This window comes from Sphingomonas radiodurans (assembly GCF_020866845.1).
In the GTDB taxonomy this organism is placed as follows: domain Bacteria; phylum Pseudomonadota; class Alphaproteobacteria; order Sphingomonadales; family Sphingomonadaceae; genus Sphingomonas; species Sphingomonas radiodurans.
The window spans coordinates 527341-549233 of the sequence record NZ_CP086594.1 but is presented as its reverse complement, the minus strand read 5'-3'; the positions used below and the strand labels follow the sequence as shown (position 1 = coordinate 549233).

The 21893-nt window shown below is 65.2% G+C and carries 25 protein-coding genes and 1 tRNA gene; 9 read left to right on the top strand and 17 right to left on the bottom strand.

What is annotated here, in order from left to right; translation table 11 throughout:
- Window positions 1–166: 166 nt before the first annotated feature.
- The 4 genes from LLW23_RS02630 to LLW23_RS02615 form a co-directional block, all read right to left on the bottom strand.
- Window positions 167–913, bottom strand: a complete 747-nt coding sequence (locus tag LLW23_RS02630; protein ID WP_228947239.1) for a class I SAM-dependent methyltransferase — start codon at window positions 911–913, stop codon at window positions 167–169.
- Window positions 914–1126: 213 nt separating this feature from the next.
- A complete protein-coding gene (locus tag LLW23_RS02625; protein WP_228947238.1) occupies window positions 1127–1378 on the bottom strand; it encodes a hypothetical protein in 252 nt (83 codons plus the stop codon).
- The gene (locus LLW23_RS02620; RefSeq protein ID WP_228947237.1) at window positions 1375–1617 is read right to left on the bottom strand and encodes a hypothetical protein; all 243 of its coding nucleotides are present in this window, start codon (window positions 1615–1617) and stop codon (window positions 1375–1377) included. Before LLW23_RS02620 ends, LLW23_RS02625 begins: the two co-directional genes overlap by 4 nt.
- On the bottom strand, window positions 1617–1853 hold the full coding sequence (locus tag LLW23_RS02615; protein WP_228947236.1) for a hypothetical protein: 237 nt from the start codon (window positions 1851–1853) through the stop codon (window positions 1617–1619). The genes LLW23_RS02620 and LLW23_RS02615 overlap by 1 nt, the downstream gene beginning before the upstream one ends.
- Before the next feature lie 349 nt (window positions 1854–2202).
- Here LLW23_RS02615 and LLW23_RS02610 point away from each other — a divergent pair, with 349 nt between their 5' ends.
- A complete protein-coding gene (locus LLW23_RS02610; RefSeq protein WP_228947235.1) occupies window positions 2203–2739 on the top strand; it encodes a hypothetical protein in 537 nt (178 codons plus the stop codon).
- A gap of 58 nt (window positions 2740–2797) precedes the next feature.
- On the opposite strand, the gene LLW23_RS02605 is transcribed toward LLW23_RS02610, so the two are convergent.
- Complete coding sequence (locus LLW23_RS02605) at window positions 2798–3547, bottom strand: uracil-DNA glycosylase (RefSeq protein ID WP_228947234.1); 750 nt, start codon at window positions 3545–3547, stop codon at window positions 2798–2800.
- A gap of 23 nt (window positions 3548–3570) precedes the next feature.
- Between LLW23_RS02605 and folK the strand changes: the two genes are divergently transcribed.
- The 6 genes from folK (at window position 3571) to LLW23_RS02575 (ending at window position 8709) form a co-directional block, all read left to right on the top strand.
- Complete coding sequence (gene folK / locus LLW23_RS02600; RefSeq protein WP_228947233.1) at window positions 3571–4074, top strand: 2-amino-4-hydroxy-6-hydroxymethyldihydropteridine diphosphokinase; 504 nt, start codon at window positions 3571–3573, stop codon at window positions 4072–4074.
- A tRNA-Lys gene (locus tag LLW23_RS02595) sits at window positions 4065–4140 on the top strand. The genes folK and LLW23_RS02595 overlap by 10 nt, the downstream gene beginning before the upstream one ends.
- 110 nt (window positions 4141–4250) lie before the next feature.
- Window positions 4251–4913: an aldehyde dehydrogenase iron-sulfur subunit PaoA gene (paoA, locus tag LLW23_RS02590; RefSeq protein ID WP_228947232.1), complete on the top strand. Its 663-nt coding sequence runs from the start codon at window positions 4251–4253 to the stop codon at window positions 4911–4913.
- Entirely contained in the window at window positions 4910–5872 is a 963-nt protein-coding gene (locus tag LLW23_RS02585) for an FAD binding domain-containing protein (protein WP_228947231.1), read from the top strand. Before paoA ends, LLW23_RS02585 begins: the two co-directional genes overlap by 4 nt.
- Entirely contained in the window at window positions 5869–8088 is a 2220-nt protein-coding gene (gene paoC, locus LLW23_RS02580) for an aldehyde oxidoreductase molybdenum-binding subunit PaoC (RefSeq protein ID WP_228947230.1), read from the top strand. Before LLW23_RS02585 ends, paoC begins: the two co-directional genes overlap by 4 nt.
- A 105-nt stretch (window positions 8089–8193) precedes the next feature.
- Window positions 8194–8709, top strand: a complete 516-nt coding sequence (locus LLW23_RS02575; RefSeq protein WP_228947229.1) for a YciE/YciF ferroxidase family protein — start codon at window positions 8194–8196, stop codon at window positions 8707–8709.
- Between the two features lie 36 nt (window positions 8710–8745).
- On the opposite strand, the gene aguB is transcribed toward LLW23_RS02575, so the two are convergent.
- The 6 genes from aguB to wecB form a co-directional block, all read right to left on the bottom strand.
- Window positions 8746–9591, bottom strand: coding sequence for an N-carbamoylputrescine amidase (aguB, locus tag LLW23_RS02570; protein WP_228947228.1), 846 nt, complete (start codon window positions 9589–9591; stop codon window positions 8746–8748).
- Between the two features lie 37 nt (window positions 9592–9628).
- Window positions 9629–10411: an SDR family NAD(P)-dependent oxidoreductase gene (locus tag LLW23_RS02565; RefSeq protein WP_228947227.1), complete on the bottom strand. Its 783-nt coding sequence runs from the start codon at window positions 10409–10411 to the stop codon at window positions 9629–9631.
- Between the two features lie 262 nt (window positions 10412–10673).
- Window positions 10674–10919 carry a hypothetical protein gene (locus LLW23_RS02560; RefSeq protein ID WP_228947226.1) on the bottom strand — a complete coding sequence of 82 codons (246 nt, stop codon included), beginning with the start codon at window positions 10917–10919 and terminating at the stop codon, window positions 10674–10676.
- A gap of 135 nt (window positions 10920–11054) precedes the next feature.
- Window positions 11055–11840 (bottom strand): metallophosphoesterase family protein, encoded by a 786-nt coding sequence (locus LLW23_RS02555; protein ID WP_228947225.1) that lies wholly within the window; start codon window positions 11838–11840, stop codon window positions 11055–11057.
- Window positions 11841–12118: 278 nt separating this feature from the next.
- Entirely contained in the window at window positions 12119–13411 is a 1293-nt protein-coding gene (gene wecC / locus LLW23_RS02550; protein WP_228947224.1) for a UDP-N-acetyl-D-mannosamine dehydrogenase, read from the bottom strand.
- The gene (gene wecB, locus LLW23_RS02545) at window positions 13395–14513 is read right to left on the bottom strand and encodes a non-hydrolyzing UDP-N-acetylglucosamine 2-epimerase (RefSeq protein ID WP_228947223.1); all 1119 of its coding nucleotides are present in this window, start codon (window positions 14511–14513) and stop codon (window positions 13395–13397) included. Before wecB ends, wecC begins: the two co-directional genes overlap by 17 nt.
- Window positions 14514–14631: 118 nt before the next feature.
- Between wecB and galU the strand changes: the two genes are divergently transcribed.
- Window positions 14632–15534: a UTP--glucose-1-phosphate uridylyltransferase GalU gene (gene galU / locus LLW23_RS02540; RefSeq protein ID WP_228947222.1), complete on the top strand. Its 903-nt coding sequence runs from the start codon at window positions 14632–14634 to the stop codon at window positions 15532–15534.
- A gap of 79 nt (window positions 15535–15613) precedes the next feature.
- A complete protein-coding gene (locus LLW23_RS02535; protein WP_228947221.1) occupies window positions 15614–16348 on the top strand; it encodes a class I SAM-dependent methyltransferase in 735 nt (244 codons plus the stop codon).
- Here LLW23_RS02535 and LLW23_RS02530 read toward each other — a convergent pair.
- The 6 genes from LLW23_RS02530 to ubiB are packed head-to-tail and all read right to left on the bottom strand — an operon-like array spanning window position 16345 to window position 21888.
- Complete coding sequence (locus LLW23_RS02530) at window positions 16345–17103, bottom strand: HesA/MoeB/ThiF family protein (RefSeq protein ID WP_228947220.1); 759 nt, start codon at window positions 17101–17103, stop codon at window positions 16345–16347. The two genes, LLW23_RS02535 and LLW23_RS02530, sit on opposite strands and share 4 nt — an antisense overlap.
- Complete coding sequence (locus tag LLW23_RS02525; protein WP_228947219.1) at window positions 17100–17504, bottom strand: hypothetical protein; 405 nt, start codon at window positions 17502–17504, stop codon at window positions 17100–17102. Before LLW23_RS02525 ends, LLW23_RS02530 begins: the two co-directional genes overlap by 4 nt.
- On the bottom strand, window positions 17501–17947 hold the full coding sequence (dut, locus tag LLW23_RS02520) for a dUTP diphosphatase (RefSeq protein WP_228947218.1): 447 nt from the start codon (window positions 17945–17947) through the stop codon (window positions 17501–17503). The genes LLW23_RS02525 and dut overlap by 4 nt, the downstream gene beginning before the upstream one ends.
- Before the next feature lie 31 nt (window positions 17948–17978).
- Window positions 17979–19226, bottom strand: coding sequence for a bifunctional phosphopantothenoylcysteine decarboxylase/phosphopantothenate--cysteine ligase CoaBC (gene coaBC, locus LLW23_RS02515; RefSeq protein WP_228947217.1), 1248 nt, complete (start codon window positions 19224–19226; stop codon window positions 17979–17981).
- Complete coding sequence (locus LLW23_RS02510) at window positions 19223–20341, bottom strand: hypothetical protein (protein ID WP_228947216.1); 1119 nt, start codon at window positions 20339–20341, stop codon at window positions 19223–19225. The genes coaBC and LLW23_RS02510 overlap by 4 nt, the downstream gene beginning before the upstream one ends.
- Complete coding sequence (gene ubiB / locus LLW23_RS02505; RefSeq protein WP_228947215.1) at window positions 20335–21888, bottom strand: 2-polyprenylphenol 6-hydroxylase; 1554 nt, start codon at window positions 21886–21888, stop codon at window positions 20335–20337. Before ubiB ends, LLW23_RS02510 begins: the two co-directional genes overlap by 7 nt.
- Between the last annotated feature and the right edge of the window lie 5 nt (window positions 21889–21893).

The window sequence follows — 21893 nt, the reverse complement described above, 5'->3', positions numbered from 1 at the left end:
CGTTGTGGCTGGGCGGGATTGTCGCTCGCGCCTGCAGGCCGTTAAGGAATGGTCTGAGGCGACGGCGAATTCAAAACAATAAACCGACCACTTCGCCGCCGCGTTCATTTGGGTCTGCGCTAGGCATCAGGCTGCAATCCCCAGGTACGTGTAGTGTAATAACGCCCTACTTTTGGACGATCGTAAACGCGAACGACGCCATCTTCGTCATATTCCTATCTCGGAAGAACCCCGTCGCGGCCTGATGCGCCTGCCAGAGCCCTGGGATTTTCTTGTAGTATTTGTGCCCGTAAAACGGCACCTGCCAGACGTTGGTAAATCCTATCTCACGCAAGCGGTTCTGAATTGCCGGCGAGACATAGCACCCGCTATACCATGCCGGAAACTTGGGATAACCATCGTCCGTTCGGTCGGGGAACACCTTGGTCAGCAAGGCGCTCGATGCGAATTCCGGGACCATCCTGTTGAGCACGAACGGGAGCGCGTAAAGCACCGGGTGAAAGGCTATCGAGATGCCGCCGGACTTCAGCAGCATGTGGATATTGGCATAGGCGCGCTCGTAGCTTTCGACGTGCTCCATCACCATTTTCGAGAATGCGAAATCGAACTGACCAGCATAGGGGGCTATGGTCGCAGGATCGGGGCTTTGCACGTCGAAATGCGCTTTCCCGACCCACGCGGGCGCTTTGCTCAGCTCTCGCGCGGAAATGTCGTTCGAGGTATAGGACAGTCCAAACCGCTCAACTTCGTTTTGGCTGAATGAGGGGCCTCTGCCGCCGCCGATCTCGATAACGCTTTTCGCGCCACTCGTCTCGATCAGCGATCGGACTGAAGGCAGAAAGTTCGCCCACGCCCATGTGCGGTCGCGATGCTTCGCGATCTCAGCGACAGCAGTGGATATGTTTCGGTCCATGTAGAGCCAGCCCCCGTTTACCTGGCTCTATATGCCCGATATTTTGCGGCTCACAACTGGGATTTAGTTACCGAGGAGCGGGACTAACTTCCAGCCACCACGACCTAGCTGCGTACGCGTCTCTGGTGCGCTTCACCACTCGTTGTTGAGCCCTGCAACGTGAGCCGGATTGTTGAGGTCGATGCGCCGGATGCTGGTGGAGTCTTGGCCGCGTTAGGCGCGGCTGTCGCCGAGCATGTTGCGCAGCGGCCGGCTATAAGCCTCGTCGCCCATCAGGTGCTCTGGTGCGTCCGTCAGGATCTCATAGCGCTTCAGATCGTCAGCGATGTGGAGCGCGATCGTAGCGCGGGCCTTGTCCTGCTGCTCCGCGGTACCGGTCGCCAAATGCTTCCGGAGCGTGGTCGATACCTTGCGGAGCGCAGCCGCGACTGACCAGGCGAACTCGTCGCGGTTGACCTGCCTCACTTCACCACCTTGAACTTCGCCCAGCGCGGATCCTCACCACCCAGCTCGATCTCTGCCACGCCGAAGAATTGTGAGAGCGTCTTGCGCTCGTCCGGCCGCAGCTCGAGCGGGAAGCCTTCGCGGACGAAGCGGTGCACGTAGCGCGCCGGCCGGCGGATGACCCTCGCAACCTCGGTAAGGCTGACACGGCGCGCCTTCGCCAGCTCCTCCAGCCGGGCGTGGGGATTGCTCACCTTCATCAGTAACAGATCCAATCGTTCTCAGCGTCGTCGAGCGCGGCCCAGTCGTCGCCGGTGGCCATCTTTCCGCTCAGCCACTTCTTCACGGCCTCTACGTCACCCTGGCGGGGGAACGATCGGTCAGCGTGCGCGGCGAGCGCAAAGTCGCCGAGCCACCCGTCGCGCTTGCGCTGCTCGATCAACCACGCGCCGAACGTCGGCTTGGCATCTGTGTAGCGCAGGGCAGGGTCGGGCATCGTGACCTCCGAATCGTTCGTTGCCGGTACAGGTCGCGTTCCGCGTTTGTTCTACTTCAAACGCTGGCACTGTCGGGACGATCGCCGCTTGGTTGATCGACTGCCGCGCTCGCGGTATCGAAGCGGCTGCAAAACACATTTGCAAAATAACGTGAGACCGGTGCGAGATTATCGTGCAAGATCAACGGTTAAGCGGGTATAGTACAATGGTAGTACAGCAGCCTTCCAAGCTGCTTACTCATCCAAGCCTAGCTGATGTTCTTGCATTGAACCTGACAGTTTGGTGCTTTCTTTCACGTTGCAGATAGCTTCAAACGGTGCCAGCCTCTCTCATCTTGGAGAGGTGAAGATGAAGACGTTTGCAGCTTGGCCAGCTATAGTCATCGCATTGACCTTAGGGTTTCCCGTCGCCGCCGATCCTCAATATCAGGGAACGTTCGTGGCGAGAGTAGGAGCGAGTTCAGCCGATGTTGCGCTCGAGCGGCAGGTAACCACGTCAAAGTTCAAAGTGCGAGCTCTGGGCTTGGGCGGAGCGAAGACAAGTTTCTACGTGCCCGGTGATCGGTCGCCGGTCAGATTCACATCAGCTTCACCAATCAGCCTGATTGTGCGCGTGAGCGATCCTCAGATTGACCCTGCCAACCTGTTCAAGGTGATTTACGCTAAGGTCGAGAAAGGAAACCGTGTGCTGTCCGCCGTCTCCGGCGGCCTATTGGGTGGAAAACAGCGGCCAGGCGAAGCGGTCAGTTTTGAGGCGCGACCCTATAAAACCTCAATGGTCCAGCTCGTGCTGCCGCAGACTCTCCTCGCCGGCGAATATTGCGTTTCCAGCACGCCCACACTGCAGAACCCCGAACCGCCTGCATACTGCTTCGGCATCGACTGACTTATCGACTGGAATCAGGGCTGGTGGCGCGAACTATCCACCCATGTAATTCATCAAATTAGACGCGTGCTTTCAAAAAGCCGGCTTTCTCGGATGAAGGTTCGTGATCGGTTCCCTTCACCCGCTCCAGCACGCCTAAGCGACTGATTTCGCCTTCTCTTACTTCCAGCGCCCGTGCGAAGACCGCTTCGAACATCGCCGCTGTCAATCGCCCTGTGTTCGTGTTGTAGCGCGAGCAGTGGTAGCTATCGATCAGGAGGCGGCCGTCGGGCATGCGGTGTTCGGCTAGATGGCCGAATTTGGCTTTCGGCAGTTTGCCGCCGAGCGCTTTGACGGCGGATTGGTGCGCGATTTGGCCTAACGCTATGAAAATACTTGCCTTTGGGAGTGCCGCGAGGGGAGCTTCGAGGAAGGGGCGGCAGGTGCGGATTTCATCGGGGGTTGGTTTGTTCTCAGGGGGCAAGCAGCGGACGGCGTTGACGAGCATTGCGCCCTTCAGGCGCAGGCCATCATCCGGGCGCTCGTCGTAAGTGCCTTCACTCAGGCCGAATTTTGCCAGCGTCGCGTAGAGCAATTGGCCGGCGTAATCGCCGGTGAATGGCCGTCCGGTGCGGTTTGCGCCATGTTTGCCGGGCGCGAGTCCTACGATGACCAGCCACGCGTCAGGGTCGCCAAAAGCGGGTACGGGAGCGTTCCACCACGGGGGAAACTGCGAGCGAGCGATATCGCGAAACTCGACCAAACGGGGACAAAGCGGGCAATTTCGGGGTGGTTCGGTCGCGGGTAGCGGAGATGGTGCGAAGTTCATCGTCACGCGATAGGCTGAGCGGCATGCAGCGCTCAACCTATGTCGTGGCCGTGGGTTCGAATCGTTGGGGACGGCACGGGCGACCCGAAGCCGAAGTGACGGGCGCGCTGGCGGCGATCCCGGGCGATGTCCTAGCCGCGCCAATCATCACGAGCGCACCGCTAGGCCCATCGACACGGCGCTTCGCCAATACCGTCGCGTTGGTCCAGACCGACGTTGATCCTGAAACGATGCTTCATCGGCTCAAGCGGATCGAATGCAGCCTCGGCCGCCGCGACGGGCTTCGGTGGGGCGCTCGAGTAATCGACCTCGACATCGTCCTGTGGACGGGCGGCGCCTATTCAGTGCCGGGGCTCGAAATCCCGCATCCGGCGTTCCGCGGCCGTGATTTCGTCCTGGCACCGTTGTGCGTTATCGCACCGGATTGGCGTGATCCGCTGACCGGCCTTACCATGCGCCAGCTTCGCGCCCGGTTGACCAGCCGCCGCCCGCTCCCTAGGCGCTCCCGCACTGGTGAGGGTCCGTAGCTCAGTTGGTAGAGCAAGCGACTTTTAATCGAGAGGTCCCGGGTTCGAGCCCCGGCGGACCCACCAGCGACCTACCCATGCGATTCGTTCTCAATTGAAACCAATCCAGGTTTCGACGATTGAAAAGCGCAGGGGTATGCCAGCTTGGGCACATTAGAAAATTTGGAGCAGCGACTATGGCTGAGGGCGGATCGCTCGCGGTATCCCGACGGGGCGTGCTGGCGGGCACGGCGGCGAGTGTCGCGTTGACCGCGGCACCGGCAGTGGACGCGCAGCCGCGCCCGGCACGCGCGCCAGTCTTGGCGAAGGTGTCGCTGACCGTGAACGGGAAGAAGCGCGCGCTGGAGATCGATACACGTACGACGCTGCTCGATGCGCTGCGCGAGCATCTTCAGCTTACCGGCACGAAGAAGGGTTGCGATCACGGCCAGTGCGGTGCCTGCACCGTGATCGTCGACGGGCAGCGGATCAATTCCTGCCTGAGCCTCGCCGTCCAGCATGACGGCGACAAGGTGACGACGATCGAGGGCCTCGGCACGCCTGAGAAGCTGCACGCGATGCAGGCGGCGTTCGTGAAGCACGATGGCTATCAGTGCGGCTATTGCACGCCGGGGCAGATTTGCTCGGCGGTAGCGGTGCTAGATGAGATTCGCGCCGGCATTCCGAGCCATGTGCAGGGCGACGTCGCTGGCAAACCGGCGATGACGGTGATCGAGATGCGCGAGCGGATGAGCGGCAATATCTGCCGCTGCGGCGCCTATTCTAACATCGCCGATGCGATGGCTGACGTGGCCGGGCTTGCGCCCGCTGGGGCCGATGTCGCGGGGGTGAAGGCATGAAGGCGTTTGACTATCTGCGCGCGAAGAGCCCGGCGGAAGCCGCAGCGGCAGCAGCGCGCCCCGGCGCGAAGTTCATCGCCGGCGGCACGAACCTGCTCGATCTGATGAAGCTGGAGATCGAGACGCCGGCGACCTTGATCGACGTGCAGGACCTCGGCCTGAACCGGATCGAGCCGACGCGCGAAGGCGGGCTTCGCATCGGTACGCTCGTATCGAACACGTCGCTTGCCGCCGACACGCGCGTGCGGCGCGATTACGGGGTGTTGACGCGGGCGATCGTTGCTGGCGCTAGCGGCCAGTTGCGCAACAAGGCGACGACGGGGGGCAATTTGCTGCAGCGGACGCGCTGCCCGTATTTTTACGACACCAATCAACCGTGCAACAAGCGCAAGCCCGGATCGGGCTGCGCGGCAATCGGCGGCTATTCTCGGCAACTGGCGGTGGTCGGCACGTCCGACGCATGCATCGCCACGCATCCGAGCGACATGGCAGTGGCGATGCGGGTGCTCGACGCGACTGTCGAGACGGTGAATGCCGGCGGCCAGACGCGTGCGATCCCGATCGCGGACTTTCACCGCCTGCCGGGAACGACACCGTACATCGAGACGACGCTGCAGCCCGGCGAGCTGATCACGGCAGTGACCTTGCCGGCACCGGTTGGCGGTGAGCATATATACCAGAAGGTGCGCGATCGTGCGTCTTATGCCTTTGCGCTCATCTCGGTCGCTGCGGTGATCCAGCGCGACGGAACGGGGCGCGTCGCCGTGGGCGGAGTCGCGCACAAGCCGTGGCGGGTCGAGGCTGCGGACGCAGCGATCCCGAATGGAGCGAAGGCGGTGACGGCACAGCTGCTGGCCGGCGCCAAGCCGACGCAGGACAACGCCTTCAAGCTGCCGCTCGTCGAGCGGACGATCGGCGCCGTCATGGCGCAAGCGCAGGATAAGAGGGCCGCGGCATGAAGTTCGACACACAAGCCGGGACCAACCCGATCGACCAGATGAAGGTGATCGGCCGGCCGACCAATCGCATCGACGGCCCCGCCAAGACGAGCGGCACTGCAGCTTATGCCTATGAGCGGCACGACGCGGTGCCGAACCAAGCCTATGGCTATATTGTCGCTGCTGGCATCGCGAAAGGCCGTGTAAACGCGATGGACCTTGCCGAGGCGAAAGCGGCACCGGGGGTGATCGCGATCGTGACGGCTGCCAATGCCGGCAAGCTCGTCAAAGGCAATTTCAACACCGCCAAGCTGCTCGGTGGACCCGAGATCGACCATTATCACCAGGCGTTGGCGCTGGTGGTGGCCGAGACATTCGAGCAGGCGCGCGCTGCGGCGTCACTCGTGCGGATTGACTATACGCGGGTGAAGGGTCGGTTCGACCTCGATGAAGAGCTCAAGACTGCGCCGCTGAAGGGCAGTGATTCGGGCGAGGGCAGCAGCGCGCCGCCGATCGACCGCGTCGGTGATTTCGAGCGGGCCTTTGCGGCCGCATCGGTAAAGCTCGACGCCTCCTACACGACGCCCGACCAGAGCCATGCGATGATGGAGCCGCACGCCACCATCGCCGCGTGGAACGGCGACAAGCTGACGCTGTGGACTTCCAATCAGATGATCAACTGGGGCAAGAAGGACATGGCGCGTACGCTGTCGATTCCGGAAGCGAACGTTCGGCTGATCTCGCCCTATATCGGCGGCGGTTTCGGCGGGAAGCTGTTGCTGCGCGCCGACGCAGTGCTGGCGGCGCTTGGCGCAAAAGCCGCCGGACGCCCGGTGAAGGTCGCGCTGCCGCGGCCGATGATCGCCAACAACACGACGCATCGCCCTGCGACGGTTCAGCGCATCCGCCTTGGCAGCACCAAAGAAGGCACGATCACTGCGATCGCGCACGAGAGCGGCTCGGGCGATCTGCCCGGCGGTGGCCCGGAGACGGCGACCGCGCAGACGCGCCTGCTGTATGCCGGAGCCAATCGGATGACGTCGATGCGGCTGGCGGTGCTTGATCTGCCGGAGGGCAACGCGATGCGCGCGCCGGGCGAAGCGCCGGGCTTGATGGCGCTTGAGATCGCGATCGACGAACTGGCCGAGAAGCTGAAGATGGATCCGGTCGAGCTGCGCATTCGCAACGACACGCAGGTCGATCCCGAGAAGCCGGATCGCCGCTTTTCCGAACGCCGGTTGATCGAGTGCCTGCGGCAGGGCGCGGAGCGGTTCGGCTGGTCGGGGCGCAATGCCGTGCCGGCGCAGGTGCGCGATGGCCAGTGGCTGATCGGCATGGGAGTCGCGTCGGCGTTCCGCAACAACATCAACCAGAAGTCCGCCGCGCGCGTGCGGCTGGCGTCCAGCGGCATCGTAACGGTCGAGACCGACATGACCGATATCGGCACTGGCACGTACACGATCATCGCGCAGACCGCGGCGGAGATGCTCGGTGTGCCGATCGAGCGCGTCGACGTGCGGCTGGGTGATTCGTCCTTCCCAATTTCGGCGGGTTCAGGCGGGCAGTGGGGCGCGAACAGCGCGACTGCGGGCGTCTATGCAGCCTGCGAAAAGCTTCGTGGGACCGTTGCGCAGAAGCTCGGCTTCAACACGGCCAACGTGGCGTTTGCGGACGGCCAGGTCAGGTCGGGCAACCGCAGCGTGAAGCTTGCTGACGCGGCGCGCGACGGAGAGATCGTCGCCGAGGACTTCATGGAATATGGCGATCTCGCCAAGCGCTTCCAGCAATCGACGTTCGGCGCGCATTTCGTCGAAGCTGCGGTGAATGGCTGGACGGGCGAAGTGCGCATCCGCCGGATGCTCGCGGTGTGCGCAGCCGGTCGGATCCTCAATCCCAAGTCGGCGCGTAGCCAAGTGATCGGGGCGATGACGATGGGCGCGGGCGCTGCGCTGATGGAGGAGCTGGCGGTCGACAAGCGCTTCGGCTTCTTCGTCAATCACGATCTGGCGGGCTACGAAGTGCCGGTGCATGCCGACATTCCGCATCAGGAAGTGATTTTCATCGACGAGGCAGATCCAACGACGTCGCCGATGAAGGCGAAGGGTGTCGGCGAGTTGGGCATCTGTGGCGTCGGCGCGGCGATCGCCAATGCGGTGTATAACGCGACGGGCGTGCGGGTGCGCGATTATCCGATCACGCTCGAAAAGCATCTTGAGCGGCTGCCGACGATGGCTTGACGGTGCGCGGCCGCTGGCCGGAACCTCCGCGCCGCATGCTCGCTATAGGTTAAGTTCGCACAATGCGGGCGAAACTTGATCATAGCGAGCATTAGGAGCGAGATCATGGGACTGTTCACGAAAGATATTGCGACCCTGGACGATCTGTTCGTCCATACGCTGCAGGATATCTATTACGCCGAGCATCAGATCACCAAGGCGCTGCCGAAGATGATCGCCAAGGCGACCGCGCCGGCACTCCGCAAGGGCTTCGAGCTGCACCTGAAAGAAACCGAGGGCCAGATCGCGCGGCTGGAGCGTGTGTTTGAGATGCATGGCCAGAAGCCCAAGGCGGTGACGTGCCCGGCGATCGATGGGATCATCAAGGAGACCAACGAGATCGCTGGCGAAATTTCGGACAAGGCGGTGCTCGATGCGGCGCTGATCGCTTCGGCGCAGGCGGTGGAGCATTATGAGATCACGCGCTACGGCACGCTGATCGCCTGGGCCGAGGAGCTTGGGCATGCCGATATCGCCAAGGTTCTTGGCGAGACGCTGGCTGAAGAGAAGGCGACCGACGAGAAGCTCTCGAAGCTTGCGACGAGCAAGATCAATGCGAAGGCGGAGCTTGCCGAAGCCTAAGTCTACGGCTCCCTTCCCGGTTGCGGGAGGGGAGCGTCAGATGTCCGCTACCAGCCGGCCGTAGAGTTCGGGGCGGCGATCGCGGAAGAAGCCGAAGGCGGCGCGGTGGCGCTTGACGATGTCGAGGTCGAGCGTCGCGGTTATCACGCCTTCGTCGCCGCGGCCGAGCTCGGCCAGGATGTCGCCGCGCTCGTCGCAGATGAAGCTGGTGCCGTAGAAGGTCTGGCCGTGCTCGACGCCGACGCGGTTTGCCGCCACGATGGGTACGACGTTCGATACGGCATGACCGACCATCGCGCGGCGCCAGAGGCGGGCGGTGTCGAGCGAGGTGTCGTGCGGCTCGCTGCCGATCGCGGTGGGGTAGAACAGTATTTCGGCGCCCATCAGCATCATTGCGCGGGCGGTTTCGGGGTACCATTGGTCCCAGCAGATGCCGACACCCAGCTTAGCGGGACCATCCCACACCTTGAACCCGGTGTTGCCGGGGCGGAAATAGAATTTCTCCTCGTAGCCGGGGCCATCGGGGATGTGGCTCTTGCGGTAGACGCCTTGGACCTGGCCGTCGGGGCCGATCATCGCGAGGCTGTTGTAGTGATGCGGGCCATCAGCCTCGAAGAAGCTGGTCGGGATGTGGACCTTGAGCTCGGCGGCGAGCGCTTGCATGGCCCGCACCGCCTTGTGCTCGGCGGTCGGCTTGGCGTTGGCGAACAGGCCTTCGTCCTCGACGCGGCAGAAATATTCGCCTTCGAACAGTTCGGGCGGCAGGATCACTTGCGCGCCCTTTGCCGCAGCCTCACGCACGAGGCGCGAGACGTTGGCGATGTTCCGGTCGATATCGTCGGAGAAGGCGAGCTGCAGCGCAGCGACGGTGATCTCGGTCATGCGCGGCCTGTAGGCGAGCGGGCGCCGACTCGCCACATCAGAAGATCGTATAGCCGCCATCGACGGTGAACGTGTCGCCGGTGTGGAAGCGCGAGGCGTCCGAGGCGAGGTACACCGCGAGGCCGCCGAAATCCTCGGGCTCGCCCCAGCGGCGCATCGGCACGCGGGTGATCACCTTGTCGGTGAATTTCTGCGAGCCCTGTGCGCCGGCGGTCATGTCCGAACGGATCCAGCCGGGGAGGATCGCGTTGGCGCGGATCTCGTGGCGGGCGTATTCGACTGCAATTCCGCGAATCATCGGCAGTAGCGCACCCTTGGTGGCGGCATAGGCCTGGTTGCGCGGCGCGCCATGGACGGCGGAGGTCGATGAGGTGGCGAGCAGCGAGCCGCCGCGATCGCCTGAGTCGGCGCGCGCAACCATGTGCTTCGCCGCGGCGCGCAGCGTCCAGAACACGCCATCGAGGTTCACCGCGAGCACGCGGCGCCACAGATCGGTGCTGGTGGTGTGGAACGACTCCGCGCTCTCGCCGACGCCGGCGTTGGCGGCGACGAAGTCGAGCCGGCCGAACGTCGCGACTGCGCGCGCTACACCCTCGTCGACCGCGGCTTCGTCTGCCACGTCGACGCGCTCGACCAGCACGCGGGTGCCGTGCGCGGACAGCTTTGCCTCGGCAGCGGCATTCTTGGCGGGATTATTGCCCCAGACGATCACATCGGCACCGGCCTGCGCGAGCGCATCGGCCATGCCGAGCCCGATTCCACCATTACCGCCCGTAATCAGCGCGACTTTGCCGCCAAGGTCGAAGGGGGAATAGGGCATTGTTCTCTCTCCTGATTTTTGACGCGCCCGCTTAGCGGGTCGCGGGCGTTGGCCGCGAATGTTGAGGAAGTTGAGGCTGTCGCACGGTTTTGTCCAACGTCTCAACATTCACGGTCGGCGGGCGTGCGGCAGAGAGGACCATCGTCCAATCATGAAGCCGAGCGAGAATGTAGGACAGACTTGTGCTGAGCGAACCGATCTGCGGCGGACAAAAAAATAGCGGCCCCGAAGGACCGCTATTCCTTACCAAATCCGGTTGGACTTAGTTGCTGTCCGAATCATCGTCCGAATCGGCGATGATCACAATGCCAGCGATCACAGCCGCTGCGGCGAGAACCGCAACGATGATGCCGCCGCCAGCAGCCTTGTCGCCCTTGGCAACCGGTGCCGAAGCGCGCGATGCCTTGGCGACCGAGAGGCTCGATGCCGAGTTGGCAGGAGCAGCAACGGCAGGAGCCGCAGCGAGCGAAGCGGCAGCAACAGCTGCCAGGTAACCACGAAGCTTCATTACAGGACTCCCTTTATTGTCCGTCGCCGAGCCCCTTACAGAGATCACAGTGCAACGCAATCCGATAAACACTCCAAATCCGTGGAGGTTCAAGTCAAAAACGACGGACTGATGCCGAAAGACGACATGTCAGATTTACGACAGCGTCGCCAGATGCTTGTCCGCCCCAGTCGCGAGGCTCCAGCGTCGGTCGCCTTCCATTCCAAGTGCGGTCAGCCTGCCACTGCGATAGGCGCCGGTATCGATGCCAATACGATTGTCGCGCTCGTCGATCTCTTCAGTGATCGTGTGACCATGAACGACGAGCATGCCGTGATTGCCGCCGTGGTTTAGGAACGGCTCGCGAATCCAGCGCAGGTCGTTGGTCGCCTGACGGTCTAGCGCGACGCCGGGGCGGATCCCGGCATGGACGAAGAGATAATCCCCTTCGACGACGTAATCATCGAGTGCGCGCAAGAAGGCGATGTGTTCGGCGGGGATGTGCTGGACGATCAGCTCGGCCAGTTCTGGGATTGTCGCGGCATCGAACTCCGCTTCGCCGAGGCCGTAGCTCAGCAGCGTCTCCGTCCCGCCGGCGCGCAGCAGCAACCGAAGCAGATCCGTGTCGCCGTCATAGGCGCCGAGCAGGATTTCCTCGTGATTGCCCGCGAGGCAGCGCGTGTCGGGCCGCTCGGCGCATAAAACACGGACGCGCTCGACCACGCCGGCCGATTCGGGGCCGCGATCGACGAGATCGCCGAGGAAGACGAGCCCGGTCTGCGCCGGCCCGCGGGCCATATCGTCCTCCGCGATCTGGGCGAGCAGATCATCGAGCAAGTCCAGCCGACCATGGATATCACCGATGGCGTAGATACGCCGCCCGTGGGGCAGCTGTGCGTGGATCGGTTCGGGGCGGCGGCGCGAAAGAAGGCGCGAAAGCATAAGCGAGGGTACTTCGGGAAAGCGCTGCCCTTACCGGAGCTTCTTCGCGGCTGCAACATGGGTGAGGGGCGCCAGTGCGGGGGTCTCTGCAAAGCCCGTTCGTGCTGAGGAGGTGCTGAGCCGGCGGCGAGGTGCCGTCTCGGAGGGTTGAGTCTGGCAATGTACTTCGAGACGGCACTTCGCCTGCGGCTCAGCACCTCCTCAGTACGAACGGAGGGAGGGGAGCGCGGGGCAACCTAAAGGTAGTGAGGCAGCCCTGTCGCGGCTTTGTACGTCGATCAGACCGCCAAGCGCAGCGGCTGCGGGGTGCGGGCGGGGGGTTGGTCGGTCCAGATGCCGCGGGTGTCGAGCACTTGCTTGCCGTCGCGCTCTTCGAGCGGAATCGAGCGGAAGATGTCGTGATCGACGAGCACGATCATCACCGGGCAGCGCTCAATCGCGGTGTCGACGTCGATCAGTGTCGCGCCGGTGCGATCGAATGCTTCGGGGAGGCTTGAGGCGTAAGGCTCGACGATGCGGACGCGGCTGCCGAAGCGCTGCGCCAGCGCGGCGGCGATCTTCAACGCGGGGCTTTCGCGGAAATCATCGATGTTGGCCTTGAAGGCGAGGCCCATGCAAGCGACCGCCACGCCGGGATTCGCTTCGATCAGCGCGGCGGCACGTGCGATGACGTGTTCGGTCTTCCCGTCGTTCACTTCGCGCGCGGTGCGGATCAGCGGGGTGTTCTTCGGATCGGCGCTGACCAGGAACCACGGATCGACTGCGATGCAATGGCCGCCGACGCCGGGGCCGGGCTGCAGGATGTTCACGCGCGGGTGGCGGTTGGCGAGGCGAATCACTTCCCACACGTCGACACCCATCGTGTCGGCGACCAGACTGAGTTCGTTGGCGAAGGCGATGTTGACGTCGCGAAAGGCGTTTTCGGTCAGCTTCGTCATCTCGGCGGCGCGCGAATTGGTGGTGACGCAGGCGCCGCGCACGAAGCGGCGGTAGAAGGCGAGCGCCTTGCGGGCGCAGCGCGGGGTGATGCCGCCGATGACGCGATCATTGTCGATCAGCTCGACGAGAATGCGGCCCGGGAGCACGCGCTCGGGGCAGTAAGCGACGGCATAGTCGGCGCCGTCGCCGAGGCCCGGCGCGCGCAGATCGGGGCGCAGCTTGGCGAGCAGGTCGCGGACCTGTTCGGTCGTGCCAACGGGCGAGGTCGATTCAAGAATCACTGTGTCGCCGGTCTTGAGCACCGCGGCGACGCTGGTCGCGGCCTTCAGGACATAGCCGATGTTGGGCGAGCGATCGTCGGAGAAGGGGGTCGGCACGGCGATAACGAAGACATCCGCTGGCTCGATCTGAATCGAGGCGCGCAACGATCCGCGCGCTACGACGCCGGAGACGAGGCCGTCGAGATCGACTTCCTCGATATGCACCTTGCCCGAGTTGATCGTGTCGACGACCGACTGGTGAACGTCGATGCCAAGCACCTTGGCGCCGGTGCGCGCGATCACCGCGGCTGTAGGCAGGCCGATATAGCCGAGCCCGAGAACAACGACGTTGAGTTCAACATCCGAAACCATCGGCGACGATCCTTGCGATCCGTTCGCTCGCATGGCCGTCCCCAAATGGATTGTGGGCGCGGGCCATTGCGGCGTAGGTCGCCTTGTCGTCGAGAAGGGTGAAAACTTCGGAAACGATGCGGTCTTCGTCGGATCCGATCAGCTTCGCGGTGCCGGCGGCGACGCCTTCGGGACGCTCGGTCGTGTCGCGCATCACGAGCACGGGGCGGGCGAGCGCGGGCGCTTCTTCCTGCACACCGCCCGAATCAGTGAGCGCGAGATGGCAGAGGCCGAGCGCGCGGATGAAATGCGGGTAATCGAGCGGCTTGATCCGCGCCACGTTGGCGTGATCGCCGAGGATCGTATCCATCACCGAGACGACGTTGGGATTGGGGTGCATCGGGAACAGCACCGCGACATCCTCGCGGGCCGCGATGCGGGCGATGGCGCGGGCGATCGCGGCCATGCCGTCGCCGAAATTCTCGCGGCGGTGGGTGGTGACGAGGACGATGCGCTTGCCCGCGAACCGAGCAGCGATCGGATCGAGCCCGGCGGCGAGGGTGGGGTCGGCGTCGATCCGTTCGCGCGTCCAGTACAGCGCATCGATCACCGTGTTGCCGGTGACGTGGACACCCTCGCGGACGTTCTCGCGGGCCAGCGCCTGCGCGGCGGTCTCGGTGGGCGCGAAGTGGAGGTCGGCGATCGGCGCGACGATGCGGCGGTTCACCTCCTCGGGCCAGGGATGATAGATGTTGCCCGAGCGCAGCCCGGCCTCGACGTGCGCGACGGGGATCTTGCGGTAATAGGCAGCGAGCGCGCCGCACATCGCAGTGGCGGTGTCGCCCTGGACGATGACACGATCGGGCCGCTCGGCATCAAGCACATCGCCGATCCCGACCAGCAGCCTCGCGGTGAGCCGATCGAGGGTCTGTCCCGGCTCCATGATGTCTAGGTCGATGTCGGGCACTAACCCTGCAATCGCCAGCACTTGATCGAGCAGGCCGCGATGCTGCGCGGTGACGCAGGTGCGCACCGCCAGCCCCGGCACGCCGGCGAGCGCGCGCACGACGGGAAACAGTTTGATCGCTTCCGGACGTGTTCCGAATATCACCAGGATCTTCATGCGATGTATCGTAACGCAAGTGATTTAAGGCGTCGCTAATCGGACTATAGAAAATTCGCTACTTGCCGCTGTGCGGCCCCGCGCTAAGCCAGCGCGCGAAACGGGGAGAACAATTTCGATGTCGTCGATCAAGCCTTTGCGCAAGGCAGTGTTTCCTGTTGCCGGTCTCGGCACGCGGTTCCTTCCCGCCACCAAGTCGATGCCGAAGGAAATGCTCACCGTCGTCGACAAGCCATTGATCCAATACGCTGTCGAAGAAGCACTGGAGGCGGGGATCGAGCAGATCATCTTCGTCACCGGGCGCGGCAAGGGCGCGCTCGAGGATCATTTCGACATTTCGTACGAGCTCGAGGCGACAATGCGCGCGCGCGGCAAGAGCCTGACGGTGATCGAGAATATCCGGCAAAAGCCGGGATCGCCCGTCTATGTGCGCCAGCAGGAGCCGCTTGGGCTCGGCCATGCTGTATGGTGCGCGCGCGACATCGTCGGCGACGAGCCGTTCGCGGTGCTGCTGCCCGACGAGCTGATGGCGGGAACGCCGGGGTTCATGAAGCAGATGGTCGCGGCGTATGAAAAGGTCGGCGGAAACGTGATCGGCGCGCTTGAGGTGCCGGACAGCGAGACCGACAAATATGGCATCATCTCGCCGGGCAAGATCGATGGTGCGCTGACCGAGGTGCTGGCGCTGGTCGAGAAGCCGGCAAAGGGCACATCGCCGTCGAACCTGATGATTCCCGGCCGCTATATACTGCAGCCGGAGGTGATGAAGATCCTCGACAATCCGGTGAAGGGCGCCGGTGGCGAGATCCAGCTGACCGACGCGATGGCGCAGCTGATCGGCAAGCAGCCGTTCCACGGTTATACCTTCGATGGCCAACGCTACGATTGTGGCGACAAGGCTGGCTACATCCAGGCGAACCTCGCGCTGGCGCTGCGGCGCGAGGACATCGGGCCGGCGGTGCGCGACTTTGCGCGCGGCTTGCTGGGGTTCGGCGAATCGCGGGAAATGCAGCTGCCCTGAGTGCGGCGCGGCTTGCGTCGGCCCCGAGTCCTGGTGCAGCGTTGGGGCGGATGGTTGGGGCGGGGGTCGGCGACGGTTGATGGCGAAGGGTACTGCGGAGCCTGCCGACCTGACTTTCGTGCTCGATGGCGTGACGTTCCTGTTCGATCGGGCGCACGGGTCGGAGCGGCCGCGATCGGATGAGCGGCGCTTCGTGCTGTGCAAGAGCGACCAGCAGATCGAATGTTATCGCACGCTGACGAAGTATCGCCCGCGCGACGTGCTCGAGATCGGCCTGTACGAGGGCGGGTCGCTGGTGCTGTGGGACAAGTTGTTCGCGCCGCGCTGCCTTGTCGGGGTGGATCGTCGGCGTCAGCCGGTCGCGGCGCTGGAGGCCTATCGCGCCGAGCGGCCACACATCCGCACCTATTATGGGCGCGGGCAGGACAAGCCGGGCACGGTGATGGCGGCGCGGGAGAACTTTCCCACCGGCGTCGACCTGGCGATCGACGATGCGTCGCATCTCTATGCCGAAACCAAGGCGACGTTCGCGGCGATCTTTCCGCTGGTTCGGCCCGGCGGGTTCTACGTGATCGAGAATTGGGCGTGGGCGCATCGCCCGAATGCGCAATCGGCCGCGCATGCGTGGCACGAGCAGCCGGCGCTGACGAACTTCGTTTTCGAGCTGACGGTGCTCGCCGCGGCCAGCCCGGCGATCCAGAGCGTGCATGTCGATGCGGGACTGGTGGCGGTGCGCAAAGGGAATGGTGCGCTGCCGGTGACGGGTCTGGCGGTCGAGCAGCTCCTGCGCGGGCGGGCGCTGGGGGAAATCTAGCCGGCGGCGCTGCATGCGGGGCAGGCGGGGTCTTTGGGCAAGCGGACGTTGCGGAAGCGCAGGTCGAGCAGGTCGAGGAGGATCAGCTGGCCCGCGGCATCGCTGCCGAACGGGGTGATCGCGCGGATCGCCTCGAGCGCGGCCATGCTGCCGAGCATCCCGGTGACCGGGCCGAGCACGCCCTGTTCGGCGCAGCTCGCCTCGTCGCGATCGGGCGCACTGCCGACAAGGCAGCGATAGCAGGGCTTGTCCGCCTCCCATCCGCGATAGACCGCGAGCTGGCCCTCGAACTGGCCGACGGCGGCGGAGACCAGGGGGATTTTCAGCGCGAGGGCGGCGTCGGCGACGGCGAGGCGAGTCGCGAAATTGTCGCAGCCGTCGAGCACCACGTCGGCGCCGGCGAGCAGCGCGGCGGCGTTGGCGGTGTCGATTCGCTGCATGATGACGTCGGTCGCGACATGCGGGTTCAGCGCGCGGGCCGCGGCGGCGGCCGCTTCGGCTTTTGCGCGGCCGACGTCGGCGGTGTCGAAGAGGATCTGGCGCTGGAGGTTCGACAGGTCGACCGAATCGTCGTCGATGATTATTAGCCGGCCGATTCCCGCGGCGGCGAGGTACGCGATCGCGGGCGAGCCGATCCCGCCGGCGCCGATCACTGCGACAGTGGCGCGCTTCAGGCGGCGTTGACCAGCGCCGCCGAGCTCCTTGAGGATGATCTGACGGGCGTAGCGAGCGCGCTCGGCCTCATCGAGCGTCATCTCCACGCGAAGACGAGCGCCGTACGATACCAGCGATCCTCGCCGGGGGGGGCGACATTGCCGCGTGCCATGCGTGACATCACGCCTGAGGCATATTGCTCCACCGTCGGGCACTGAATCGCGCGCGGAGTTACCCGGCGGATCTGGCCGTTGCCGGCGACGAGCACGGCGAGATCGACCTGGATGCGCTGGCCCTCGATTGAGCAGCGGCCGGCGAGGATTTCGTCGCGCACATAGTCTGACAAGGTGCTGTCTTCCGGCCAACGGCGCGTTAGCGGCAGCTCGGGCAAGGCTGTCAAGTCAGCCGGGGGTAGCGGCAACGGCGCTGGCTGGCTCGGCACCACCGCCACCGGCGGCGTCACCTGTAACAGCGCGGCGAGAAGCATCGTGCCTGTAATCATCGCCCCGTCGACCCGAACCCTCCCTGCCCACGCTCGGTATCATCGAGTCCGTCGCACTCGTCCAACGTGGCGCGCTGCACCGGCGCGGGCACGAGCTGCGCGATGCGATCGCCACGCGCTACGACGAAATCCACGTCGCCGAGGTTGGCGAGGATGACCTTCACTTCACCGCGATAGTCGCTGTCGATCGTGCCCGGCGTGTTCAGACACGTGACGCCATGCTTGAGCGCGAGGCCCGAACGCGGCCGGACCTGCACTTCAAAGCCGGCGGGGATCGCCATCGCAAAGCCGGTCGCCACGGCATGGCGCGCACCGGGGGCGATCGTCACATCCTCGGCCGCGACGACGTCCATGCCTGCGGCGCCTGCCGTGGCATAGACGGGCAGGGGGAGGTCCGCACCATTTGGCAGGCGCAGCACGCGGATGGTGATCGGATTGGTCAATGGTTTCTCCGTGCTGGCAGATAGGAACGGCTCAGGCCGGTTGCGTCAGCGCGTCGGCAATCCTTGCGGCGAGCCGTTCGGCCACTGCGTTCTTCGGCATCCGCTCCCATGTCTCGACCCCATCGGCGGTGACGAGATGGACGGTGTTCGCATCGCCGCCCATCACGTCGCCGGATACGTCGTTGGCGACGATCCAGTCGGTGCCCTTGCGGGCGAGCTTGGACTGGGCGTGGGACACGACGTGCTCGGTCTCGGCGGCGAAGCCGATCAGCAGGCCGGGGCGGTGTGGGCCGTGGGCGAGGCCGGCGAGGATATCGGGATTTTCGACGAGCCGCAGTTGCGGGGCGGCGTCGGTGTCCTTCTTGATCTTCTGGCCTGCGCTTTGCTCGGCGCGCCAGTCAGCGACGGCTGCGACCATCACGGCGGCATCGGCGGGGAGCGCCGCGTCGACCGCCGCGGCCATTTCGCGCGCCGTCTCGATGTCAATGCGGGTGACGCCGGGGGGCGTGGGCAGCGTGACCGGGCCGGCGATCAGCGACACGCGCGCGCCGAGCGCCGCGAGTGCGGCGGCGATTGCGAAGCCCTGCTTCCCGGAGGAGCGGTTGGCGATGTAGCGGACGGGATCGATCGGCTCGTGCGTGGGGCCGGCGGTGACGATGATGTGTTTATCACGAAGCAGGGTAGGGAATGCCGCGTCGGCGATCGATGACGACAGGCCCTCCTCCGACCCCTCCCGCAAGCGGGAGGGGAGGAGAAGGCTTTCGATCGCAGCGAGGATCTCTACCGGCTCGGGCAGGCGGCCGGGGCCGTATTCGCCGCAGGCCATCGCGCCTTCGTCGGGTCCCATCACGCTGATGCCGTCGGCGCGCAGCTGGGCGACGTTGCGTTGCGTCGCGGGGTGGAGCCACATGCGGACGTTCATCGCCGGCGCGGCGAGCACCGGCTTGTCGGTCGCCAGCAGCAGCGTGGTCGCGAGATCGTTGGCGAGCCCGGCGGCCATGCGCGCGAGGAGGTCAGCGGTGGCGGGCGCAACGACCACCAGATCGGCCTGGCGACTGAGCTGGATATGGCCCATTTCGGCCTCGTCCTTGAGATCCCACAGCGTGGTGTGAACCTCCTCCTCGGACAGCGCCGCCAGCGTCATCGCGGTGACGAAGTGGCTGCCGCCCTCTGTCAGCACGCAGCGCACGCCGTGGCCGGCCTTGCGCAGCAGCCGCACGAGTTCGCACGCCTTGTAGGCCGCGATGCCGCCGCCGACGATCAGGAGCACGCGCTTCATCGTGCCGTCCTTGTCACGGTGACTCGCCGCCTGTCGAGGGCAGCCGGCAGGAGATCGCGGATCGCATCGGGCACGAAAGCCAGCCCGACGAACGCGATCGGTGCGACGAGGAACGCCCAATAGAAGGTGTCGGTTCGCCCGAAGAGCGACAGCAGGAGGACGTAGCCGATCAACGTGGCCAGCGCGCGGGTCGCGAGTGGATCACGCCATGCGGCCCACCCAGCAAGCGACAGCCCGGCGAGCAGCGCGCCGAGCGCGGCGGGCAGCAACGCAGCCGCCGTCGTGAGCACCAGCGCCTTGATGCCGAAGCCGAAGCCGAGCATCCCCGACCAGCCCGGTGATGGTTGATCAAGCGGGCGCACCACGCCCGCGACGGCCTGCGCGTGCAGCACGACGACGATCGCCAGAATACCGAGCGCTGCGATCCAGCCGCCGGCCTCGCGGCGCTCGCCCTCGACGAGCGCGACGCCGGCCATGATCGCAACGTACAGCGCGGCCGTCTCGCGGATCAGCATCGCACACAGGCCGATTGCCACCGCGGTTACCCAACGCCCCGGTCGCCGCACGGCGAGCGACAGCGCGATGAGCAGCCCGGCCCAAATATCGTGGAAGGCGGCGAGCTCGCCCTGGATGGCGCTCGCCATCCCAGCGGCGGCGAGCAGGCTGGCAATCATCCGCGGCCGCGCGCGGGTGAAGGCGTCGCCGAAGCGCTTCCACCACGCCCACAAGGTCACGAGCGCCAGCGTGTAGAGCAGCAACGCCGCCGCCACCGGGCTCACCCAGGATTGGACGATCGCGAGCGTCGGCAGGCGGAAAGCGACGAACGGACGCAGCGGATAGCCGCTGCTGCGCAGCGCGTTGGCCGCGGCGGTATAATATTCAGCGCCGTGCCGCAGATCGTCGACAATCGCCTCGTAGAGCAAATCGTCGGCGCGATCCTCGGCAACCGCTGCGGCGTCGATCGAAACGGGCGGCGGCGCGGGCGTGACGAGCGCCGTCAGCGACGCGAGCAGCAGCATGCCGAGCAGCGCGAGCAGCCATCGCGCCTGGCGCGGCGATCGGCCCGCAAACCGCGTCGGCCGCGCCAGCCAGAGCGGCGCAGGCGGCGTTACCACCACAGGATCGCGAGTGTCGCTCCGACGCTGGCGACCGCCGTTGCCAGCGCGACGGCAGCGTAGCGCCAGCCGCCGCCGATGCGCACGATCTCGATCTCGCGCAGTGGTGGCAGTGGCGGTGCCCCGCCGGGGGCGGGAAAGCGGGCTTCGATCCGGCGGACGAGTTCGGGCAGGCGATACAGCGTCTTCACGTCGGCGACGATGCGGTCGGCGATGGCGGCCTCGGGGCCAAGCTCGGTGCGGATCCAATCCTCGACGAACGGCTGCGCGGTGTCCCACAGGTTGATGTCGGGATCGAGCGCGGTGGCGACGCCCTCGACCATCACCATCGTCTTCTGCAGCAACAGCAGATGCGGCTGGGTGACCATGTCGAAATCGCGCGTGATCGAGAACAGGCTGTCGAGCATCATGCCGATCGACATGTCCTTGACCGGAAGCCCTCGCATAGGCTCGCCGACGGCGCGCAGCGCTGTCGCGAACTCGGCGACGTCGTGGTGCGGGGGGACGTAGCCGGCCTCGAAGTGGATTTCGGCGACGCGGCGGTAATTTCCAGTGATCAGGCCGTAGAGGATCTCCGCCAGCCACACCCGCGCGCGCCGATCAATCCGGCCCATGATGCCGAAATCGACTGCCGCGATGCGATTGTCGGGCAGCGCGAACAGATTGCCCTGGTGGAGATCTGCGTGGAAGAACCCATCGGCGATCGCCTGGCGCAGGAAGGCCTGGACCAGCGTCTTCGCGAGCAGCTGCCTATCGAGGCCAGCGGCGGCGAGCGCGGCGCGGTTCGACAGCTTGATGCCGTCGATCCATTCAAGCGTGAGCACCTTGCCCGAGCTGCGCTGCCAATCGATCGCGGGGACGTGGAAGCCGGGCTCGGCGGCCATCGATTCGGCGAGTTCACTGGCGGAGGCGGCCTCACGCCGCAGATCGAGCTCGCGCGCTGTCCAGCGTTTGAAGGTGGCGATGACGAGCCGCGGCTGAAGCCGGGAAATCTCGCCGCCGCCGCCCTTTATATCCTGCGCCTCGATCTGCGCGGCGGCCCATTCGTACGTCTCGATCGCGCGGGCGAATTCTTCCTCGACGCCGGGACGCAGCACCTTGACCGCCACGGTGCGACCGTCAGTCGTCACCGCGCGATGGACCTGCGCGATCGAAGCGGCGCCGATCGGGGTTTCATCGAAGCTGGAGAAGGCGGCGGCGATCGGGCGGCCGAGGCCGGCCTCGATCTGCGGCCGGAGCGCCTCGAACGGGAGGGGCGGAAGCGCATCCTGCAGCCGCAGCAGATCGAGCGCGGCTTCGTCACCGACGATATCGGGGCGGGTAGCGAGCGTTTGCCCGAACTTTACCGCCGCGGGCCCGATCGCCTCGAACGCATCGGCATAGCGCGGCTGCGCAGGGACGCGCGCACCAAGCCGAGCGAGGCGCACCAGGCGGCGCAGCCCCGGCGGCGTGTTCACGTCGCGCTCGAGCCCCTGCAGCGCGCCATAGCGCGCGAGCGTGCGACCCCACTTCAACAATCGCCACGTGTGTACGACGGCGTGGGTCAATCACC

Excerpts from the sequence above, each read along its gene's own strand:
- LLW23_RS02630 (WP_228947239.1), bottom strand. The coding sequence starts at position 913 with ATGGACCGAAACATATCCACTGCTGTCGCTGAGATCGCGAAGCATCGC.
- LLW23_RS02620 (WP_228947237.1), bottom strand. The coding sequence starts at position 1,617 with ATGAAGGTGAGCAATCCCCACGCCCGGCTGGAGGAGCTGGCGAAGGCG.
- LLW23_RS02615 (WP_228947236.1), bottom strand. The coding sequence starts at position 1,853 with ATGCCCGACCCTGCCCTGCGCTACACAGATGCCAAGCCGACGTTCGGC.
- LLW23_RS02610 (WP_228947235.1), top strand. The coding sequence starts at position 2,203 with ATGAAGACGTTTGCAGCTTGGCCAGCTATAGTCATCGCATTGACCTTA.
- LLW23_RS02605 (WP_228947234.1), bottom strand. The coding sequence starts at position 3,547 with ATGAACTTCGCACCATCTCCGCTACCCGCGACCGAACCACCCCGAAAT.
- folK (WP_228947233.1), top strand. The coding sequence starts at position 3,571 with ATGCAGCGCTCAACCTATGTCGTGGCCGTGGGTTCGAATCGTTGGGGA.
- paoA (WP_228947232.1), top strand. The coding sequence starts at position 4,251 with ATGGCTGAGGGCGGATCGCTCGCGGTATCCCGACGGGGCGTGCTGGCG.
- LLW23_RS02585 (WP_228947231.1), top strand. The coding sequence starts at position 4,910 with ATGAAGGCGTTTGACTATCTGCGCGCGAAGAGCCCGGCGGAAGCCGCA.
- paoC (WP_228947230.1), top strand. The coding sequence starts at position 5,869 with ATGAAGTTCGACACACAAGCCGGGACCAACCCGATCGACCAGATGAAG.
- LLW23_RS02575 (WP_228947229.1), top strand. The coding sequence starts at position 8,194 with ATGGGACTGTTCACGAAAGATATTGCGACCCTGGACGATCTGTTCGTC.
- aguB (WP_228947228.1), bottom strand. The coding sequence starts at position 9,591 with ATGACCGAGATCACCGTCGCTGCGCTGCAGCTCGCCTTCTCCGACGAT.
- LLW23_RS02565 (WP_228947227.1), bottom strand. The coding sequence starts at position 10,411 with ATGCCCTATTCCCCCTTCGACCTTGGCGGCAAAGTCGCGCTGATTACG.
- LLW23_RS02560 (WP_228947226.1), bottom strand. The coding sequence starts at position 10,919 with ATGAAGCTTCGTGGTTACCTGGCAGCTGTTGCTGCCGCTTCGCTCGCT.
- LLW23_RS02555 (WP_228947225.1), bottom strand. The coding sequence starts at position 11,840 with ATGCTTTCGCGCCTTCTTTCGCGCCGCCGCCCCGAACCGATCCACGCA.
- wecC (WP_228947224.1), bottom strand. The coding sequence starts at position 13,411 with ATGGTTTCGGATGTTGAACTCAACGTCGTTGTTCTCGGGCTCGGCTAT.
- wecB (WP_228947223.1), bottom strand. The coding sequence starts at position 14,513 with ATGAAGATCCTGGTGATATTCGGAACACGTCCGGAAGCGATCAAACTG.
- galU (WP_228947222.1), top strand. The coding sequence starts at position 14,632 with ATGTCGTCGATCAAGCCTTTGCGCAAGGCAGTGTTTCCTGTTGCCGGT.
- LLW23_RS02535 (WP_228947221.1), top strand. The coding sequence starts at position 15,614 with ATGGCGAAGGGTACTGCGGAGCCTGCCGACCTGACTTTCGTGCTCGAT.
- LLW23_RS02530 (WP_228947220.1), bottom strand. The coding sequence starts at position 17,103 with ATGACGCTCGATGAGGCCGAGCGCGCTCGCTACGCCCGTCAGATCATC.
- LLW23_RS02525 (WP_228947219.1), bottom strand. The coding sequence starts at position 17,504 with ATGATTACAGGCACGATGCTTCTCGCCGCGCTGTTACAGGTGACGCCG.
- coaBC (WP_228947217.1), bottom strand. The coding sequence starts at position 19,226 with ATGAAGCGCGTGCTCCTGATCGTCGGCGGCGGCATCGCGGCCTACAAG.